General features: G+C 73.7%; 17 protein-coding genes. 8 read left to right on the top strand and 9 right to left on the bottom strand.

What is annotated here, in order from left to right; translation table 11 throughout:
- The 4 genes from ACLQ2X_RS03900 to ACLQ2X_RS03885 all read right to left on the bottom strand — a co-directional run.
- A partial coding sequence (locus ACLQ2X_RS03900) for a cellulose binding domain-containing protein (RefSeq protein WP_425679513.1) occupies positions 1-567 on the bottom strand: 567 nt, incomplete at its 3' end.
- Positions 568-737: 170 nt separating this feature from the next.
- Positions 738-1,793, bottom strand: coding sequence for an SRPBCC domain-containing protein (locus ACLQ2X_RS03895; protein ID WP_425679512.1), 1,056 nt, complete (start codon positions 1,791-1,793; stop codon positions 738-740).
- Positions 1,794-1,830: 37 nt separating this feature from the next.
- Complete coding sequence (locus ACLQ2X_RS03890) at positions 1,831-3,144, bottom strand: low temperature requirement protein A (RefSeq protein WP_425679511.1); 1,314 nt, start codon at positions 3,142-3,144, stop codon at positions 1,831-1,833.
- Between the two features lie 78 nt (positions 3,145-3,222).
- Positions 3,223-3,813 carry a TetR/AcrR family transcriptional regulator gene (locus ACLQ2X_RS03885; RefSeq protein ID WP_425679510.1) on the bottom strand — a complete coding sequence of 197 codons (591 nt, stop codon included), beginning with the start codon at positions 3,811-3,813 and terminating at the stop codon, positions 3,223-3,225.
- Between the two features lie 124 nt (positions 3,814-3,937).
- Here ACLQ2X_RS03885 and ACLQ2X_RS03880 point away from each other — a divergent pair, with 124 nt between their 5' ends.
- Complete coding sequence (locus ACLQ2X_RS03880) at positions 3,938-5,578, top strand: MDR family MFS transporter (protein WP_425679509.1); 1,641 nt, start codon at positions 3,938-3,940, stop codon at positions 5,576-5,578.
- Between the two features lie 72 nt (positions 5,579-5,650).
- Complete coding sequence (locus tag ACLQ2X_RS03875; protein ID WP_425679508.1) at positions 5,651-6,490, top strand: phosphatase PAP2 family protein; 840 nt, start codon at positions 5,651-5,653, stop codon at positions 6,488-6,490.
- Positions 6,491-6,512: 22 nt separating this feature from the next.
- Here ACLQ2X_RS03875 and ACLQ2X_RS03870 read toward each other — a convergent pair whose 3' ends face one another.
- Complete coding sequence (locus ACLQ2X_RS03870; RefSeq protein WP_425679507.1) at positions 6,513-8,588, bottom strand: cellulose binding domain-containing protein; 2,076 nt, start codon at positions 8,586-8,588, stop codon at positions 6,513-6,515.
- A 259-nt stretch (positions 8,589-8,847) separates the two neighbouring features.
- Here ACLQ2X_RS03870 and ACLQ2X_RS03865 point away from each other — a divergent pair, with 259 nt between their 5' ends.
- From ACLQ2X_RS03865 to ACLQ2X_RS03850, 4 genes are all read left to right on the top strand, one after another.
- Complete coding sequence (locus ACLQ2X_RS03865; RefSeq protein WP_425679506.1) at positions 8,848-9,612, top strand: lytic polysaccharide monooxygenase; 765 nt, start codon at positions 8,848-8,850, stop codon at positions 9,610-9,612.
- Positions 9,613-9,916: 304 nt separating this feature from the next.
- On the top strand, positions 9,917-11,503 hold the full coding sequence (locus ACLQ2X_RS03860) for a DHA2 family efflux MFS transporter permease subunit (RefSeq protein ID WP_425679505.1): 1,587 nt from the start codon (positions 9,917-9,919) through the stop codon (positions 11,501-11,503).
- A 135-nt stretch (positions 11,504-11,638) separates the two neighbouring features.
- Complete coding sequence (locus ACLQ2X_RS03855; RefSeq protein ID WP_425679504.1) at positions 11,639-11,863, top strand: hypothetical protein; 225 nt, start codon at positions 11,639-11,641, stop codon at positions 11,861-11,863.
- Between the two features lie 35 nt (positions 11,864-11,898).
- A complete protein-coding gene (locus tag ACLQ2X_RS03850; RefSeq protein WP_425679503.1) occupies positions 11,899-12,981 on the top strand; it encodes an NYN domain-containing protein in 1,083 nt (360 codons plus the stop codon).
- 43 nt (positions 12,982-13,024) lie between these two features.
- Here ACLQ2X_RS03850 and ACLQ2X_RS03845 read toward each other — a convergent pair whose 3' ends face one another.
- Together ACLQ2X_RS03845 and ACLQ2X_RS03840 are read right to left on the bottom strand one after the other, a co-directional pair.
- The gene (locus ACLQ2X_RS03845; protein WP_425679502.1) at positions 13,025-13,756 is read right to left on the bottom strand and encodes a zf-HC2 domain-containing protein; all 732 of its coding nucleotides are present in this window, start codon (positions 13,754-13,756) and stop codon (positions 13,025-13,027) included.
- 49 nt (positions 13,757-13,805) lie between these two features.
- The gene (locus ACLQ2X_RS03840; RefSeq protein WP_425679501.1) at positions 13,806-15,212 is read right to left on the bottom strand and encodes an acyl-CoA synthetase; all 1,407 of its coding nucleotides are present in this window, start codon (positions 15,210-15,212) and stop codon (positions 13,806-13,808) included.
- Between the two features lie 140 nt (positions 15,213-15,352).
- Between ACLQ2X_RS03840 and ACLQ2X_RS03835 the strand changes: the two genes are divergently transcribed.
- Entirely contained in the window at positions 15,353-16,480 is a 1,128-nt protein-coding gene (locus tag ACLQ2X_RS03835) for a CaiB/BaiF CoA transferase family protein (protein WP_425679500.1), read from the top strand.
- Positions 16,481-16,502: 22 nt separating this feature from the next.
- On the opposite strand, the gene ACLQ2X_RS03830 is transcribed toward ACLQ2X_RS03835, so the two are convergent.
- Positions 16,503-16,928 carry an ASCH domain-containing protein gene (locus tag ACLQ2X_RS03830; protein WP_425679547.1) on the bottom strand — a complete coding sequence of 142 codons (426 nt, stop codon included), beginning with the start codon at positions 16,926-16,928 and terminating at the stop codon, positions 16,503-16,505.
- A gap of 1,008 nt (positions 16,929-17,936) precedes the next feature.
- Here ACLQ2X_RS03830 and ACLQ2X_RS03825 point away from each other — a divergent pair.
- On the top strand, positions 17,937-18,473 hold the full coding sequence (locus tag ACLQ2X_RS03825) for a GNAT family N-acetyltransferase (RefSeq protein WP_425679499.1): 537 nt from the start codon (positions 17,937-17,939) through the stop codon (positions 18,471-18,473).
- Between the two features lie 11 nt (positions 18,474-18,484).
- On the opposite strand, the gene ACLQ2X_RS03820 is transcribed toward ACLQ2X_RS03825, so the two are convergent.
- Positions 18,485-18,895, bottom strand: a complete 411-nt coding sequence (locus ACLQ2X_RS03820; protein ID WP_425679498.1) for an MmcQ/YjbR family DNA-binding protein — start codon at positions 18,893-18,895, stop codon at positions 18,485-18,487.
- Positions 18,896-18,909: the final 14 nt, after the last annotated feature.

Here is an 18,909-nt window from a genome sequence, read left to right as displayed (position 1 = left end):
CTGCGCCAACACACCCGTCGACGACCACCGGTACGACGACGGCAGACTGCACGTCCCACCCGGCGGCGGCGTCGTCGGCGCCGGGGTCGTCGGGCTGGGTGAGTTCGTCGGGCTGGGCGAGTTGGTCGGGCCGCTGGTCGGCGTGCTGGTGCCGCCGGTGCAGGTCACACCGTTGAGGGCGAAGCTGGTCGGCGGCGGGTTGCTTGTCGTCCAGGCGCCGTTGAAGCCGAACTGCACGGTCCCGTTGGTCGGGACCGCTGCGTTGTAGCCGACGTTGCGCGCGGTCACCGCCGCGCCGCTCTGGGTCAGGTCGGTGTTCCACGACTGCGTCACGGTCTGCCCGGCCCCGAAGGACCAGGCGAGCGTCCAACTGGTCAGCGGGTCGCCGAGGTTGGTGACGTTGACGTTGGCGCCGAAGCCGCCCTGCCACTGTGACGACACCGAGTAGGTCACCGCGCAGCCGGCGGCCGCGGCGCCGGCCGGCAGCGCCGCGGCCACCGATGCCGACGCCAGCAGGGCGACACCGGCCGATGCCAGCACGGCATTGGCTGATCTGGATCTGGGCATGATGCAACCTCCTGCGGGTGGGCGGCCGGGCATTGGTGGTGGTGATTTGTTTTGTGAGCGTTAACAGCCGCTTCAGGGATGTTACGGGAGCGCTCCCACAGAACTCAATGGTCACCAAACCGTGATGACATCGATCTATCTCCGCTATGCGGCCCGGCCGTGCGGTTCGATCAGGAGGTGGTGCAGGGGACGCTGTTCACCGCGCACGCCTGCGGGGCGTCGTGCCGGGGATCCCGCACGTCGAAGCGGATGGTGGCGGCGCCGCCGGGTGGCAGCGCGGTGCCGGTGAACGTCACCACCATCCCGACCTGAGTCGCCTCGGCGCCCTCGACCGAGCCGACGGTGGCGCCTTGGGCCAGCGTCACGACCACCGCCCAGCCCGGACGGGGGGTCGGGTTCGGGTTGCGCAGCACGACCTCCCCCCGGTAGCCGAAGAGCCGGTCGGTGACGGTGGCGTACGTCGCGCTCAGCGGCACGGCGGCCGCCGGCGCCGAGGGCGTCGCGCTCGGTGTCCGGCGCAGGGAGCGGGACGGCGACGGCGAGGCGCTGCGGCTGGTGGCACCTGCTGTGGGCCGCGCGGTCGTCGGTCGGGCGGCGGGGGTGCCGGGGGAGGGCAGGACCAACGACGACGACGGCACCGGCGCGCCCGGGGTGTCCCGGGGGCCGCCACCTGTCGCCCACGCCGCCGCCCCGGTGGCCGCGGCGAGCAGCGTCACCGCGCCCGCCAGCACCGCCCGGCGCCGGCCGGGTCGGGCGGGCCGGGCGTCGAGCAGCCGGACCACGGGCAGCTCGGCGGTCAGCCCACCCTCGGCCCGACGCAGGTCCACGTGCTGGAAGGCCAACCAGTCCAGGATCGCCGGCAGCCGGCCGGTGACCGCCTGCTCGTGCTGCGCGGCGCGGGCTTCGGCGTCCCAGTCGCCCTCTTCGAGCACCTCCCGTACGGAGAGCCGCGTGCCGTGCCCGGTGGGGGTCAGGTCGCAGGCCAGCCGGGTGGCCCGGCCGGTCTCGCGACAACGTACGACCAGGCGGTGCGGCGCGCGCAGCTCGACGGTCTCCACCTCGGTGTCGGAGCCGTAGCCGGGCAGCTCCGCGGTGGACAGCACCCACCGGTCGGCGTGCCGCGTGCGATCGACGAACCACTTGACCAGCAGCGCCCGTTCGGTCAGTGCCCGCCACGTCCGGGCGGGCGGGTGGAACAGGTCGACCTCGGTGACGATCTCGATCACGCGGAGACTCTAGGGCCTGTGTCAAGGTCGATGCCGGTCACCGCGGGTCCTCGCGCCAACGGGCCCGCCAGGCGGCATCGCTCTCCTCCGCGCTGACCTTCTCCTGATGGATCAGCCTCCGCAACGCGACCCGGGAGTCGGCGAACACCACCAGCTCGACGCAGACCAGTGCCACGCAGATTGCGGTTAGCAGGGCCAGCGCGCCGAGCGCGGGCAGGCGCTCGGCGACCGGCAGCACCACGGCCAGCAGGACGAGCGTGCCGACCCTGGTCCACGACAGGGTGCGCAGCGCGCGCCACTGGAACGCCATGTTGGCGGCGAAGTAGAGCATCACCCCGCCGAAGAGCATCGGCACCGCCGGGCCGTGCCCCCGCTCCACCGCCCCACCGGCCGGGTCGGTGACGGTCCGCACCAACTCCTCGGCGCCTATCGCGAACAGGATCACCCCGGCGATCAGGGGCAGGTAGAGGTAGGCGTACGCGTCGCGGGCCAGCGCCACCCGGGCTCGCCCCTGCGCGGCGTGCAGCGTGATCCGCGCGGCCGGGCCGATCATGTCGAAGTGCGCCCACCACAGCGCCGCGGTGAACACGATGCCGAGGATCGCCGCCGGGATCGCCGGCCAGGTCACCGCCTGGCCGAGCAGGTTGCCGCCGACGCCCACCGAGATGACGGACTCGCCGAGCGCGATGATGAGGATCAGGTCGTACCGTTCGGTCCAGTGCTCGGCGGAGGTGATCTTCCAGCCGTCGGCGCCGGCCAGCAGGCCGCTGCTGTACTGGGTGACCACCACGGCGATCCACAGGCCGTCGCGCAGCCAGGGGCCGACCTCCGGCGGCACCCGCGTCGGCAGCAGCGCCGCCATCAGCAGCAGGCCGGAGGAGATCACCGCCTCCGGCAGGAACAGCCACAGCTTGCGCCGGGCCGGCCGGTCGTCGGCGGTGGCGTACCAGTAGAGCCCGGTGTGCACCAGCCGGATCACCACGTAGCTGACCGTGACCAGGATCGGCCCGGCGCTGCCCTGGCCAAGGTCACCGAAGGTCTGCGGCAGGGCGAGCGCGAAGGTGAACAGCGCGGCCATGCCGAGCACCATGAGAATCGGCACGAAACCCTCGCCCAGCCGCAGCCGGGCGGCCACCGCGCTGTGCACCACCCAGCACCACCAGAGCACGGCCAGCACCAGCAGCGCGTGCAGCAGCTCGCGCGGGGTCACGTCGGCGGCGGTGGCGCGCGTGATGACGAAGAACGACACCACGAAGACCAGGTCGAAGAAGATCTCGAACTTGTCGACCCGGGTGGCCGGGGCGACGCCGGCCGCCGCCCCGAGCCCTTTGCGCCATCTGTCACCACCCACCGGGCGAGTGTGTCAGCCCAGGTCAGAGCGTGTGTCCGGTTCGACCGCCGGGTGACCTGCCGACCGGTGAGGCGGCGATCAGCCGGCTGTCGGGGCGGCGTGGGCGAGCACGTCGCGCAGCACCTCGCGCAGCGGCCGGTCCGGGTGGCCGAGCCATTCCTGCGCGGCGACGCGCAGCGAGGCCAGGAATGTCGCGGCGACGATCCGCGACCGCAGCGGCGCGTCCGGCCCGCTGAGCCGGCCGGCCAGCTCGGTGGCCAGCTCCCGCTCGATCGCCGCGTACGCGGCGACCTGGTGGGCGACCAGGGTGGGATGCCCGTGCAGCCGCCGGCGTCGACTCAGCCAGGGTTCGGCCGGGTCGTCGTAGCCCTCCTCGGCCTGGGCCAGCACGGCCCGGGTCAGCGCGGCCCAGGGCGGCAGCTCCGCCGGTTCGTCGGCGACCTGGGCGAGGAGCTGGCGCAGCCGCAGCGTGTCGCCGTGGAAGAGCGCCTCCTCCTTGCCGCAGAAGTAGTTGGAGAACGTCCGTCGGGACACGTTCGCCGCGTCGGCGATGGCCTCGACGGTGACCCGGTCGGGGCCGTGCTCGACGGCCAGGCGCAGCGCCGCCTCGTGCAACGCCTGGCGGGTGGCCGCCTTCTTCCGTTCCCGTAGCCCGACGCACTCCTCCATGCGGCCCAGGTTACGTGACTGATTTCTCACTGGGCAAACTTGCCCAACGGGAAGGGTTTAGTGTTGATTGCTTGAGGCAACCAAGCGAGTGACTCCCCATCGAAGCACACTGGAGGACGCGCGTATGAGCGCACCCACCGCGACGGCCGAGGCCGCGCCCATGAGCCGCCGGCAGACGCTGGAGGCACTCAGCGGCCTGCTGCTGGTGCTCTTCGTGGCCATGCTGAGCGGCACCGTCGTCTCGACGGCCCTGCCGAAGATCATCGGATCGCTCAACGGCTCGCAGACCCAGTACACCTGGGTGGTCACCGCCACCCTGCTCACCGCCACGGCGACCACCCCGATCTGGGGCAAGCTCGCCGACCTGTTCAGCAAGAAGCTGCTGATCCAGGTCGCCATCGTGGTGTTCCTCGTCGGCTCGATGGCGGCCGGCTTCGCGCAGAGCGCCGGTCAGCTCATCGGCGCCCGAGCCTTCCAGGGCATCGGTGTCGGCGGTCTGCAGGCGTTGGTCCAGGTCGCCATCGCCGCCATGATCCCGCCGCGCGAGCGGGGCCGCTACAACGGCTACCTCGGCGGCGTCATGGCGGTGGCCACCGTCGGCGGCCCGCTGCTGGGCGGCCTCATCGTCGACACCTCCTGGCTCGGCTGGCGCTGGTGCTTCTTCGTCGGCGTACCGGTCGCCGCCGTCGCGCTGTTCCTGCTCCAGGTCACCCTGAACCTGCCCACCGCGCGCCGGGAGAACGTCAAGATCGACTACCTGGGCGCCGGCCTGATCGCCGCCGGGGTCAGCGTGCTGCTGATCTGGATCTCCTTCGTCGACGACTCGTTCGCCTGGATCTCCTGGCCCAGCGCCGCCATGCTCGGCGCATCGGTGCTGCTGCTCGCGCTCGCCGTCTGGGTGGAGTCGCGCGCCGCCGAGCCGGTGGTGCCGCTGCACATCGTCCGTGAGCGCACCACCGCCCTGGCCATCCTGGGCAGCCTCGCGGTCGGCATGGCGATGTTCGGCGGCGCGGTCTTCCTCGGCCAGTACTTCCAGATCGGCCGTGGCTACAGCCCGACCGAGGCCGGCCTGCTCACCATCCCGATGATGGCCGGCGTGCTGGTCTCCTCGATCGTCGCCGGTCGCATGATCACCGCCAGCGGGAAGGTCAAGCCGTACATCGTGTTCGGGGCGGTCGTGCTGGTCGCCGGGTTCGCCCTGCTCGGCACCATCGACCACGAGACCTCGCTCGTCATCGTCGGTATCGCCATGTTCCTCGTCGGCATCGGCGTCGGCATGACCATGCAGAACCTGGTGCTCGCGGTGCAGAACACCGTCGCGCTCAAGGACATCGGCGCGGCGAGCGCCACCGTGGCGTTCTTCCGCTCACTCGGCGGCACCATCGGCGTGTCCGTGCTCGGCGCGGTGCTGGCCCGGCGGGTCAGCGACCGGATCACCCAGGACCTGGCCGCGGCCGGCATCCCCACCTCCGGCGCCGGCGGCAGCAGCACGCTCAACCTGGACGCACTGCCCGACCCGGTCAAGCAGATCGTGCGGGCCGCGTACGGGGACGCGACCGGGCACATCTTCCTCATCTCGGCCGCCATTGCGGTGGTGGGTATCGTGGCAGCACTGCTGCTGCGTCCGGTCACCCTGCGGTCCAGCCTCGACCTGCCGGACCCCGGCCGGTCGGTGGCGGTGGGTGCCGACGCCGTCGACGGGGCGCCCGCCTTCGACGATGTGGACGCCGACCCGGCCCACCGGGAGGAACGCGCCCGCCGCTGAGATCGAACCACCAGGGCCGTCGCCGATCGGCGACGGCCCTGGTCCGTGCCGGGAGGCACCGAAGGAGGAGCCGTGGAGATCACGCAGCCCGCATCCGCGCGGGCCGGCGCGTGGCGACGGGCCGGCCGCGAGCTGACCCTGGTCGCCGTGCTCTTCCTCGCCTACAAGGGCGCCCGGCAGCTGGTGGCCGGGCACGCCGCCGCCGCGCTGGCCAACGGCGAGCGGACCTGGCAGCTGGAACGGATGCTGCGGCTGCCCGACGAGGCGCTCGTGCAGGCACCGCTGCTGTCCGAGCTGCCCGCCCAACTGGCCAACAGCTACTACGCATACGTGCACTTCCCGGCCACCGTGCTCTGCCTGGTCTGGCTCTACCTGCGCCGACCCGCCCACTACCTGCGTCTGCGGCGGGCGCTCGCAGCGCTCACCGCCGCCGCGCTGGTGCTGCACGTGTGGATCCCGCTGGCGCCGCCGCGGCTGACCGCGCTCACCGGCCTGGTCGACACCGGCCGCGTGTACGGGCCGAGCGTCTACGGCCCACCCGAGTCCGACCAACTCAGCAACCAGTACGCGGCCATGCCGTCGCTGCACGTGGGCTGGGCGTTCGCGGTCGCGCTGGCGCTGGCGGCGGTCACCGCCGGCCGGTGGCGCTGGTTGTGGCTGGCCCATCCGCTGGTCACCATGCTGGTGGTGGTGGGCACCGGCAATCACTACTGGGTCGACGGGGCGGTCGCGGTGGCGCTGCTCGGGCTGATCCTGGCGGTGCTGCCCAAGCCCGCAGCGCTGCCGCCGGTCGCACCGGCCACGCCACCGCGCCCGCACGTGGTGCCGTCCCCGCGCCGCGCCGGCCACCGCCGGACAGCGAAGGTCCAGGCGGCGGCCGACGTCCGGCTCCGGCCACCCGGGCGGGGTTGACCGCACGGGGTCGACCGGGCGCTCAGCGGACGGTGCAGACCGTCCCGTTGAGGCGGAACACGCCCGGCGGTACGTTCGGCCCGCCGTACGCGCCGACGAAACCGACGCTCGTGCTGCCGCCGTCGGGGGCGAGCCGGCGGTTGTCCGCGGTCGGGGTGACCCGGACGGTGCGGCCCTCCTGGGTGAAGGTGCCGTTCCAGCCGCTGTCCACCCGCTGCCAGGTCGTGGGCCAGGCCCAGGTGAGCGTCCAGCCGTCCACCGTCTCCGGGCCGGTGTTGATGACGTCGACACCGCCCACGTACCCGTTGCCCCAGTCGTTGTCGTTGTGGAACCGGACCGCGCAGGTGCTCTCGGCCGGGCTGCCGGTGACGAAGGTGAGCGGCGGGGAGGACCAGGACACCCGGCCGGCGGTGTCCCGGGCCAGCACGTTCACCGTGTAGCGGGTGCCCGGCTCCAGGTTGCGCACGGTCAGCGAGGTGCCGGCGGTCTCGCCGAGCTGCTCGCTGACCGCCCCGTACTGCCGGTGCACCTCGTACTTGGCGATCGGCGCGGCGCCCGGCGTGGCCGCCGGCCAGGAGATGGTCGCGGACCTGTCGGTCACCGCGCCGACGGTCGGCACCCCCGGTGCGCCGGGCCGCCCGGCCGAGCTGCCGGCCGGTCGCAGCACAAGCGTGGTCAGGGAGTACGGCGGCAGCGTGCGGGTGTCCGCGCTGCCGGTGCGGCCGGTGCTGATGCCGGTGGCGCCGTTGGTCAGCGTGTGCACGGTGGGGGCCTCGTCGGCCGGGGTGAAACCGGCGTAGTCCACGGTCACCGGGTGGGCGGTGTCCGGGTCCTTGTTGAGCAGCAGCACCGCCAGGCTGCCGTCCGGCCGGCGGACCGCGTGCGCGGCGACCGTCGCCGCGTCGGTGCCGGCGCGCACGAACTGGTCGCCCGGCCGGGCGAAGAGGTTCATCATGGACAGCGCGTGGTACGGCGCGAACGGCGTGTTGAACGGCGGCTGGCACACCTCGCCGTCGCTGGCGCAGTTGCCGCTGGACAGCATCCCGAAGTCGCCGTAGTCGGTCTGCCCGGCCACCTCGGAGACCGTGCCGATGCCGTTGTGCACGTTCCACCACTGCACGGTGAACACGCCCTGCTCCAGCAGGCCGCTGTAGGCGTCGGCCAGGAACAGCGCGCCGGGTGCGGTGGTGCGGCCGGCGTCCACGTTCAGTTCGGTGAGGCTGATCCCGATCCGGTCGGCGTTCGGGCCCGCGTACCGGGCGATCTGCTGGCGCAGCAGCCAGGCGGCGTCGGGCAGGTGCGCGGTGCGGGCCAGCGACTCGGCGGGGGTGCCGCCGGGATACCAGTGCACGTCCACGAAGTCGATCTTCGGGCCGGCGAGGGAGAGCACCGTCTGGTTCCACGGCCCCGGGTCCGCGCCGGCGGTGAGGCCGTCGGGCCAGTTGCCGGGCATGGTGAGCACCGCGCCCACCTTGATGCTCGGGTCGACCGCCTTCATGGCGTCGGCGTACTCGACGACCAGGCGGGCGTACTGGGTGGCGCTCTTGTCCGGGTGGTCGTCGGCCTCCCAGGCCGAGCCGTAGTGGCCGTTGCCGTAGTTCTCGTTGCCGACCGTCCACCACTTCGCGCCGTAGCCCTTGGTGACGTTGGCGTACCGGACCCAGGCGGCCGCCTCGGCGGGCGTGCCGGTGCCGTAGTTCGCGATGATCATCGGTTGGGCGCCGACCCGGCGGGCCCCGGCCATGAACGTGTCGAAGTCGGTGTTCGGCGCGACGTAGCCGCCGGGGGCGGTGTGCGTCTGCCAGTGGTAGATGTCGGCGTACGACCCGCCGGGATAGCGCAGCATCTTCACGCCGGCCGCCTTGAGCAGGTCGGACGTCTCGGGGCTGCCCAGTTGCGCGTCCCAGATGGCGTGGTTGACCCCGAGCGCGGTGTCCGGCACGGTGGCCAGCCCGGCGCGGGCGTTCACGGTCACCGCGACCGGGTCGGCGGCGGCTCCGGCCCGGGGCGGGTCGGCGACGGTGAGGGCGGTGGTGAGCAGCAGCAGGCTCGCCGCGTACGCGATGGTGCGGCGTACGCGTGGCAGGGATCTCCTCATGCGGGGTGTCCTTCGACAGGGTGGGGCGACGACGGGCGGAGGCCCGGACCTGCGGCGTCGTCCTCCCGGGTGCCGTCGCCGGCGCCGGGATGCCCAGTGGAACGACGGTCGGCTCTCCCGCGGTGAGCCATCGACGTCTCAGGATCACACGCGGCGGGCCGACCGCTCAAGGCTCAGTCTATAGACAACAACCTTTACTGTTAACAATGTTTAATTTATTGTCATGGCACCCGTTCCCCTCACTCGACGGAGGTGCCACATGCGACGACGGGTCATCCTCTCCCTGCTCACCACCGGTGCGGTCACCGCGACCCTGGCGCTCGCCGCCCCCGCCCAGGCCCACGGATACGTCTCCACACCACCCAGCCGGCAGGCGCTCTGCGCGCAGAACCGGGTGCCCGACTGCGGACAGATCAGGTACGAGCCGCAGAGCGTCGAGGGCCCCCGGGGCCTGCGGACCTGCCACGCCGGCATCGCGCAGTTCGCCGTGCTCAACGACGACAGCCGCGCCTGGCCGGCCACCACCGTGGGCAGCACGGCCACCGTCACCTGGACCAACACCGCCCGGCACGCCACCGCAAACTGGGAGTACTGGATCGGCGGCACCCGGGTCGCGGTGGTCGACGGCGGCGGCCGCCAACCCGACGCCACCGTGTCGCACACGGTGAACCTCGGCGGCTTCTCCGGCCGGCAGAAACTGCTCGCCGTGTGGAACATCGCGGACACCGCCAACGCGTTCTACTCCTGCGTCGACCTGCAGATCGGCGGCGGCACCCCGACCCCGTCGCCCACCCCGACCCCGTCGCCTACCCCGACGCCGTCACCCACCCCGACCGCCGGGCCCACGCCGACGCCCACCCGGACCAGCACGCCGCCGCCCGCCGGCGCCTGGAGCGCCGGGCGGACGTACCAGGTCGGCGACACGGTCACCTACGGCGGTCGCAGCTACCGCTGCCGCCAGGCGCACACCGCGCTCACCGGATGGGAACCGCCGAACGTGCCGGCGCTGTGGCAGCAGCTCTGACCGGGCGGGAGTTGCCCACGGCGGCGCAGCCGCTCAGTTGCACCGCGGCGCAGCCCGGCAGTTGCACCGCGGCGCAGCCCGGCGGTTGCACCGCGGCGCAGCCCGGCGGTTGCACCGCGGCGCAGCCGGGCGGTCCCAGCCGGCTACGCCGCACCGCGCCGCGTCCCGCCGGCCGAAAATCCCCGCGCCACGTCGGCGGTGATCGTTAGACTCTCGCCGGACGTCGCCCCGCCACGTTCCGCCCGCGTCCCGACGACGCGCGGCACCGCCACCGCCTGCTCGTACCCGGACCAGGAGATTGTCTGTGACCCAGCAACCCGTCGCGACGTCGACGAAACTCGACGCCGCGGTGCTCAAGGTGGCGGGCGTGGTCGTGCTCGGCGCGATCATGTCGATCCTCGACGTGACCGTGGTCAGCGTGGCGCTGCCGACATTCCAGAGCGAGTTCGACGCCACGTACGCCAGGGTGGCCTGGACCATGACCGGCTACACCCTGGCGCTGGCCACGGTGATCCCGCTCAGCGGCTGGGCTGCGGACCGGTTCGGCACGAAACGCCTCTACATGGTGGCGCTGGCGCTGTTCACCATCGGCTCCGGCCTCTGCGCCACCGCGGACTCGATCGGTGAGCTGATCGCCTGGCGCGTGGTCCAGGGCCTCGGCGGCGGCATGCTGATGCCGCTCGGCATGACGATCATGACCCGGGCCGCCGGTCCGCACCGGATCGGCCGGCTGATGGCCGTGCTCGGCATCCCGATGCTGCTCGGCCCGATCACCGGTCCGATCCTCGGTGGCTGGCTGATCGACGTGGCGAGCTGGCACTGGATCTTCCTGATCAACCTGCCGATCGGCGTGGTCGCGCTGATCTACGCCCAGGTGGCGCTGCCCGCGGACAGCCCCGAACCGTCCGAGTCGTTCGACTTCCTCGGCATGCTGATGCTCTCCCCGGGTCTGGCCCTGTTCCTCTACGGCATCTCCACGCTGCCCGAGGCCGGCACGGTCACCGACACCGAGGTCTGGTTGCCGATGCTGGCCGGCGCAGTGCTCGTGGTCGCCTTCGTGCTCTACTCGTTCCGCCCCCGGCACCCGCTGCTCGACCTGCGGCTGTTCCGCAACCGCAACCTGACCGTCGCCGCGGTGACCATGTTCGTCTTCATCGTCGCGTTCATGGGCGCCGGCCTGCTGTTCCCCAGCTACTTCCTGCAGGTGCGCGGCGAGACGACGCTGACCGCCGGTCTGCTCATCGCACCGCAGGGCATCGGCGCGATGCTGACCATGCCGATCGCCGGGATGCTGGCCGACCGGGTGCCGGTCGGCCGGACCGTGCCGTTCGCGCTGGTGCTCATCGGGGCCGGGTTCTTCACCTTCACCCAGGTCGACACCGACACGTCCTACTGGCTGCTCTGCGGCTCGCTGTTCGTGATGGGTCTCGGCATGGGCGGCACGATGATGCCGATCATGACCTCGGCGCTGAAGACGCTGAGCGCCGCCGAGGTGGCCCGCGGCTCCACGCTGGTCAACATCCTCCAGCAAATCGGCGGATCGGTCGGCGCCGCGATCATGTCGGTCATCCTCACCAACGAGCTGAACGGCTCCCGGGTGATCCCCGGCGCGACCGACCCGGGCACCGGCGCGCCGCTGACCGAGGCGCAGCTCGCCATCGCCGCGCAGCAGCGACCCGAGCTGACCGAGCAGTTCCCGGTGCCACCGACGCTCATCGAGCGCGGCCTCGACTTCGCCGCCAACTCCTTCGCGACCACCTTCTGGGTGGCCTTCGCGCTGGTGCTGCTCACCTTCGTCCCGGCCGCTCTGCTGCCCCGTCGACGGGAACCGTCGCACCTGCTCGACGGCGCGCAGGGGACGAACCAGCGTCCGACGGTGCCGATCCACTGACCACCCCCGCCGGTCACCCGGTGCCCGGGGGCCGCACGGCGATCCGTGCGGCCCCCGGGACGTGGCGCAATCGGCCCCCGCCGGGGCGCTCCCCGCCTACGATCGAGCCGGGGAGCCGGTGAGAGGCGGACGCGGGTGGACGCAGAGGGCGCCGACCGGTCGGCGCGACGACGCAACCGCCTGCTGCTGGCCGGCCTGCTGGCCGTGGCCGGGCTGATCCTGCTGCTGCTCGGCCTCACCGTCGCCAGCGGCACCGTCGCCGGTGTCGAGGTGGTGCTGGCGCTGCTGCTGCTGGTGGCCAGCTACGCGATCCAACGGGTGGCCCGCCGGGAGACCGTCTACCGCAACGAGCGGCGGTGACCGGCCCGACGGTCCGGCACGGCTAGGCTGGCAGCGTGGATCAAGAAGACCGGATTGCGCTGTTCCTCGACTACGAGAACCTGGCGCTGGGTGTACGGGACCATCACGGCGGACGGCCGTTCGACTTCCGGCCGATCGCCGACGCGCTCGCCGAACGCGGCCGGGTGGTGGTGCGCCGGGCGTACGCGGACTGGTCGTACTTCGACGAGGACCGGCGGATGCTCACCCGCTCGCACGTCGAGCTGATCGAGATCCCCCAGCGGATGGGCGCCTCGCGCAAGAACGCGGCCGACATCAAGATGGCCGTGGACGCGGTCGAGCTGGCCTTCGAGCGGGGCTACATCTCCACGTTCGTGATCTGCACCGGCGACAGCGACTTCACCCCGCTCGTGCACAAGCTGCGCGAACTCAACAAGCGGGTGATCGGCGTCGGGGTGGAGAAGTCCACGTCGGCGCTGCTGCCGCCGGCCTGCGACGAGTTCCTCTACTATGACCGCCTGGAAGGCGTCGACGTGTCGCCGCCCCCCGCCCGCCGGACCCGCCCGGCCCGGTCGACCGGACCGGCGGCACCCGAGCCGGCACCCGAGCCGCCGGTGGAGACCGCGCCGACCGCCGAGGAGTCACCGCGCGACGTCGACACGCTCGCCGTGCAGCTCGTGCAGACCGTCGCGGGCATGCAGGGCAGCTCCAGCGGCGAGGTCACCGCCTCCGGCCTGAAGCGGGCACTGCTGCGCAAGGACCCCACGTTCAGCGAGTCCGACTACGGCTTCCGCACCTTCGGGGAACTGCTGCGCCACCTGGCCCAGCACAACGTGGTGGAACTGGCCGCCGGGCCGGCCAAGGGCGACCCGGAGGTCTCCCTGCCCGAGCGCGGTGGCCGCGAGGTCGCGTTCGACCTGCTCCGCTCGGTCGTGGCGGACCTCACCGCCGAGGGCGGCACGGTGGCGCTGTCCGGGCTCAAGGACCAGCTCCGGCGGGCCCGCCCCGACTTCAGCGAGAAGAAGCTCGGCTACCGCAGCTTCCTGCAGTTCTGCAAGGACGCCGCGACGGGCGGGGTGGTGGAGTTGCGGTGGAGCCCGGACGACGGGGACTACCTGCTCACCCCCCAACCCGCCTGACCCGGCCCGCCCGGCCCGCGCCGTGGGCCGCCCGGGGGGAGCCTCAGGCGGCGCGGCGGTCGCGGGCCTGCGCCGGGTACGGGCCGGGCGGCACCAGCCGCAGCGGCGGCGGCGTCGGTTCCTCGGCACGCAACGCCCAGCGCGAGCCGCCCGACCGGCCCCGCCCGGGTGGGGTGTCGCCGGGGCGCCAACCGGGCCGGGACAGCACCAGCATCACCGCCCAGCCGGCCAGCAGGAACCCGTGGCTGACCAGCCGGGTCACCGCCACCTGCCCGGTGATCAGGTCGTTGACCGACAGCAGGACCAGCGTGGCCACGAACGCGCTGAGCATCGGCAGCAGGCCGGACGGGGTGGAGCGGCGCGCCGCGACGTAGAGGAACCCGGCGCCGACGGCCACGTTCCACGCCGCCGACTCGTGCCACAGGTGCTGGCCGGAGGCGTGCGCGTGCGCCACCACGGCCTCCCGGCCGATCTGCGCCAGCCCGAGGACGAGCTGCACCGCGCCGAGCAGGCCGAGCACGCCACGCAGCCCGAGCGCGACCCGCCGCCGGGTCGGCCGGGGCGCCGGCGCGGCGGCCAGCACCGCGTCGACCAGGTCGGGCACTGGCGGGGCGAGGCGGGTGCGGGCCCGCCGGGTGACCGCCGTCGCCGCGTCGAACCAGGCCCGGCAGCCGGCGCAACCGCTCAGGTGCTCCTCGGCCGGCTCGGTCTCGGACCGGGACGCCTCACCGTCCAGCCCGGCCGACAGGATCTCCCGCCACTGCTCACACGCCATGCAGGGATAGTCGTCCGGGCGGTGGGGCTGGTTCCCGGCGGGGTGTCGGTCACACCTCGGTCAACCGGTTCTTCTGCACCTTGCCCATGGCATTGCGGGGCAGCGCGTCGACCAGCCGCACCTGCCGGGGCCGTTTGTGCGCCGACAGGTGCCGGGCCACGAAATCGATCAGCTCGGCCTCGGCCACCCCGTCGCCGACCACGTACGCGGTGACCTGCTGCCCCAGATCGGGGTGCGGCGTGCCGACCACGGCCGCCTCCCGCACGCCCGGATGGGCCAGCAGCGTGTCCTCCACCTCGCCCGCGCCGATCCGGTACCCGCCGCTCTTGATCAGGTCGGTGGCCGCCCGGCCGACGATGCGGTGCGCGCCGTCCGGGTCGACCGTGGCGATGTCGCCGGTGCGGAACCAGCCGTCGTCCGTCCGGGCCGCCGTGTCGGCGTCCGGGCGGTTGAGGTAGCCGTCGAAGAGCGTGTCGCCGCGCACGTGCAGCTCGCCCATGGCCGTGCCGTCGGCCGGCAGCGGCGTACCCCGCTCGTCCACCACCCGGGTGGACACGCCCGGCAACGGCACGCCCACCGTGCCCCGCCGCCGGGGGCCGTCCGCCCGTGCGCTGACCGTGATCAGCGTCTCGGTCATCCCGTACCGCTCCACCGGCCGGTGACCGGTCAGCCCGGTGAGCGCGGTGAACACCGGCTCGGGCAGCGCGGCGCTGCCGGACACCAGCAGCCGGGCGCCGCGCAGCGCCCGCGCCGCCGCCGGTTGCGCCGCGACCCGCGACCAGACCGTGGGTACGCCGAAGTAGAGGGAGCCGCCCGCCGCCGCGTACCGCTCGGGGTGGGGGCGCCCGACGTGCCGCAACCGGCTGCCGACGCGCAGCGGGCCGAGCACACCGAGCACGAGGCCGTGCACGTGGAACAGCGGCAGGCCGTGCGCCAGCAGGTCGTCAGGTGTCCACGCCCACGCGTCGGCGAGCCCGTCCAGGCAGGCGGCGACCGCGCGGCGGGACAGCACCGCGCCCTTGGGCGCGCCGGTCGTGCCGCTGGTGTAGAGGATCAGCGCGGTGCCCGCCGGGTCCGGCTCGGGGTGGCGCCGGTCCGAGCGTCGGACCAGGTCCACCGGCACCACCGGCGGTGACGGGCCCTCGACGGCCGGCGCGTCCGGCGGCGCCAGCAGCACGTCGGCGTCGCAGTCGCGCAGGATGTGGTCGCGTTCCCGGGGCCCGGCGTCCGGCGGCACCGGCACCACGGCCGCGCCGGCGAGCAGCCCGCCGACCACACCGACCACGGTCTGCAGGCTCGCCGTGGCCGGCACCGCCACCCGGGACGCCCCGCGCACGTCGTCGGCCACGGCGGCGGCCGCCCGGCGCAACTCCACCCAGGACAGGCCGTGCTCGCCCACCCGGACCGCGTCCGGACGCTCGTCGGTGCACTTGGCAAGCCAGTTCAGCAGCGGCACGGGCCGTCCCCCTCGCGGTCGCCGACGGTCCGGCGCCGGCGTCCTTCGTGACCGTAGCCGGGTCGCACCGGGCCGGCCACCCCTCGGGGCGTGCGGTCGACTGTTGTGTCATCGTGGTGGCCGGTGGCGGAGGGGGCGGCATGGCGGGACCGTTGCAGGGGATACTCGTCGCCGACTTCTCCCGGGTCCTCGCCGGGCCGTACGCGACGATGCTCCTGGCCGACCTCGGCGCGGACGTGGTGAAGGTGGAGTCGCCAGGCGGCGACGACACCCGGGGGTGGCGCCCGCCGGTGCGCGACGACGTCTCCACCTACTACCTGTCGGTCAACCGCAACAAGCGGTCCCTGGTCCTCGACCTGGCCGACGCCGACGACCTGCGGCTCGCCCACCGGCTGGCCGACCGCGCCGACGTGCTGATCCAGAACTTCCGGCCGGGCGCGCTGCGCCGCTTCGGCCTCGACCACGACACGGCCACCGCCCGCAACGCCCGCCTGGTCTACGCCTCGATCAGCGGCTTCGGCGCCGCCGGGGGCGCCGACCTGCCCGGGTACGACCTGATGGTGCAGGCCGCCGCCGGGCTGATGAGTCTCACCGGGGACGCCGACGGGCAGCCCTTCAAGGCGGGTGTCGCCGTGTTCGACGTGATCGCCGGGCTGCACGCCACGGTCGGGATCCTCGCCGCGCTGCGCCACCGCGAGTCGACCGGGCGTGGCCAGCACGTCACCGTGGACCTGCTCTCCTCCGCCCTGTCCGGGCTGGTCAACCACGCGAGCGCGCACGTCGCCGGGGACGTCGTGCCGCACCGGATGGGCAACGCCCACCCGAGCATCATGCCGTACGAGCCGCTGCCCACCGCCGACGGCGAACTGGTGGTGATCGCCGGCAACGATCGCCAGTTCCGTACCCTCTGCCGGGTGCTCGGGGTGCCGGGGCTGGCCGACGACGAGCGGTTCGGCCGCAACGCCGACCGGGTCGCGCACCGCGACGAGCTACGCCCGCTGCTGGTGGCGGCGCTGGCCCGGCGCGGCAGCGCGCAGTGGTTCGCCGAGCTGCGCGCGGCGGGCGTGCCGTGCAGCCCGATCAACTCGGTCGCGGACGGGGTCGCCCTGGCCGACCGGCTCGGGCTGGAGCCGGTGGTGACCGTCGACGGGGTGCCGGGGATCCGGCATCCGATCGGGCTGTCGGCCCGCCCGCCCCGCTACGAGCTGCCACCGCCGGGCCTGGACGAGCACGGCGCGCGCCTGCGTGCCTGGCTCGCCGCGGGTTGACCCCGGCCCGGCCGAGGCCCGCTCACGCCGGTCGACGTCTCTCGACGAGGCGGAAGCGTTGCAGCACGACCAGGGTGTCGTCGTCCACGGTGAACCCGGGATCGCCGAGCCAGCCGCGGTAGTCCGCGCCGTGCCAGAACTCCTCGTGGCCGGCGCGCCACGCGGCGACCGACCGGTGGCCCTCGCCCTCGGCCCGCGCGTGGTCGAGGTCCACCTCGCCGAGGCGGGCGACGCGGACCTCGACCAGCTCGATCACCGCCACCGGCCGCTCGGCGGAGTCGATCACGACCGAGCGGGTGCCCACGGCCGGCAGCGGCTCACCGTCGATCTCGTAGTCCTTGCGCAGCGCGGTGGTGGTGGTCTTGCTGCCGTCGAGCACCGCGGCGACCAGCTGGTCGCGCAGCGGACCGGGGAAGGCGAACTCGAAGACGGGCAGCGGGCTGTCCACACCGGGCCGGTGGGTCGGCTCGGCCGGCCGGCGGAACAGCCGGTCCAGCCAGCCGAGCAGGGCCTGCTCGTACTGCGGGCTGACGCTGTCCGGGTCTTCGGTCTGCCCGAGCGTGGGGGCGTGGTCGCAACCGGTCAGCCGGGCCACCGTCAGGTCGGCGTCCCGGGCCACCCGGCGCCACACCGCCAGGCTGTCCTCGATCGGGATCCAGGCGTCCGTCTCGCCGTAGCAGAGCAGCACCGGGCAGTTCAGCCGCGCCAGCACCGGCGCCGGGTCGTAGTCCATGTCGGCCCAGGTGCCAGGTGTCTCCGGCAGTTCCTCGGGCAGGAACGCCAGCGGGAACCAGGGTCGCTGTGCGGCCGCGTCCACGGCCGCCTGTGCCGTCGGCCGGGACACCTCGCCGCGCTGGAAACCCTCGGCCATCCGGCGCAACCGGGCCAGCTCCGCCAGGTCGGCTGCCCCGTAACCGTGCCGGCGCAGTTGCTCGGCGGTGCCGTAGCGCATCTGCGCGGCCGGGCTCACCCCGCTGCACCCGACGAGGATCAGGAACTCGACCGGGCACCGGGTGGCGGTGAGCGTCGCCGCCCACGCCCCCTGGCTGAAAGCCCAGAGCCCGACGGGGGCCGCCCCGACATGCCGGCGCAGCTCGGTGAGCGCGGCGCAGGCGTCCTCGGCCTGCTCGGCCAGCGGCACGTCGTGCCCGTCGACCCGGGGGCGGCGGCGGTCGTAGCGCAGCACCGCGACCCCGGCCGGGGGCAACAGCCGGGCCAGGTGCGCGTAGAGGAAGTGGGAGCGCCCGCCCGCGTGCGAGCCGTGCAGCACCACCAGGCCGCCGCGTACCGGCCCGGCCGGCAGGTCCAGCACCGCGGGCAGGCGCGCGGCGCCGATGGTCGTCTCCATGCCGGGCAGTGAAGCACGCATCGCCGGCACCGGTTGTCCCGGCCGCCGGCCGGAACGCCTGCCTGCGTACGCTGAGGCGGTACGCCGCCGCGACCGTGGAGAAACGCCATGACCAGCCCCGCCTCCCGTACCGTCCGGGTCGCCCGGCCCGGCGACGTGGCCGTCCTCGTCGACCTGATCGAGTCGGCGTACCGGGGCGACCGCAGCCGGCAGGGGTGGACCCACGAGGCGGACCTGCTGGCCGGGCAGCGCACCGACGCGGAGATGGTGACCGCGGCGGTCACCGGTGCGGACGGCGTGGTGCTGGTCGCCGAGCAGGGCGGTGAGCCGGTGGCCTGCTGCCAGCTCAAGCGCCGCGACGACCACGTCTACTTCGGCATGTTCGCGGTCGCCCCCGGCCGGCAGGGCGGCGGCCTGGGCCGGGACCTGCTGGCCGAGGCCGAGCGGTACGCGGCCGAGCGGTGGCACGCCGGTGAGATGCGGATGACCGTGATCGTCCAGCGCGACGACCTGATCGCCTGGTACGAGCGGCGCGGCTACGTGCGCACCGGCGAGCTGATCCCGTTCCCGTACGGCGACGAGCGCTTCGGGGTGCCGCTGCGGTCCGATCTGGCGTTCGAGACGCTGCGCAAGAAGCTCGGCTGACCGGCGAGGGCTCACCCGGGCCGGTCGACCCGCGCGACCAGCTTCTTCGGGGCCAGCATGCAGTAGCTCTCGGTGAGCAGTTCGGCGACCTCGGTCCAGTCCGTCGTCGCGTCCAGGGCCAGGCCGACCACGTCGGTGCCCCACCCCGGCGGGAAGAACGGCGGGCCGGCGGCGAGCAGCCCGGCGATCTCGTCACCGGGGGAGCGGAACGTCAGCACGCAGACCGGTTCGCCGGTCGCCGTGGCCCGCGCGCCCGCGGCCGGGTGCCCGGGGCCGACGGTGTAGACGTGGGCGAACGTGCGCCCGCGGACCCGCCAGCGGATGCCCACCCAGGCCGGCTCCTCGTGGGTCTCCGGCAGGGCGCGGCAGAGCGGGCGCAGGCGGTCGAGGTAGGCGGGTGGAACGTCCGCGGGGCCGGTCATGGGCGGAGGCTAAC

The sequence above is a fragment of the Micromonospora sp. DT31 genome (assembly GCF_049841795.1).
Taxonomy (GTDB): Bacteria; Actinomycetota; Actinomycetes; order Mycobacteriales; family Micromonosporaceae; genus Micromonospora.
The sequence above is the reverse complement of the archived record's forward strand: the minus strand, read 5'-3'. Positions and strand labels throughout refer to the sequence as shown.

What these genes read in the sequence shown, in the direction of transcription:
- ACLQ2X_RS03885 (WP_425679510.1), bottom strand. Translation starts at nt 3,813, where the DNA reads ATGGAGGAGTGCGTCGGGCTACGGGAACGGAAGAAGGCGGCCACCCGC.
- ACLQ2X_RS03880 (WP_425679509.1), top strand. Translation starts at nt 3,938, where the DNA reads ATGAGCGCACCCACCGCGACGGCCGAGGCCGCGCCCATGAGCCGCCGG.
- ACLQ2X_RS03870 (WP_425679507.1), bottom strand. Translation starts at nt 8,588, where the DNA reads ATGAGGAGATCCCTGCCACGCGTACGCCGCACCATCGCGTACGCGGCG.
- ACLQ2X_RS03865 (WP_425679506.1), top strand. Translation starts at nt 8,848, where the DNA reads ATGCGACGACGGGTCATCCTCTCCCTGCTCACCACCGGTGCGGTCACC.
- ACLQ2X_RS03845 (WP_425679502.1), bottom strand. Translation starts at nt 13,756, where the DNA reads ATGGCGTGTGAGCAGTGGCGGGAGATCCTGTCGGCCGGGCTGGACGGT.
- ACLQ2X_RS03835 (WP_425679500.1), top strand. Translation starts at nt 15,353, where the DNA reads ATGGCGGGACCGTTGCAGGGGATACTCGTCGCCGACTTCTCCCGGGTC.
- ACLQ2X_RS03825 (WP_425679499.1), top strand. Translation starts at nt 17,937, where the DNA reads ATGACCAGCCCCGCCTCCCGTACCGTCCGGGTCGCCCGGCCCGGCGAC.
- ACLQ2X_RS03820 (WP_425679498.1), bottom strand. Translation starts at nt 18,895, where the DNA reads ATGACCGGCCCCGCGGACGTTCCACCCGCCTACCTCGACCGCCTGCGC.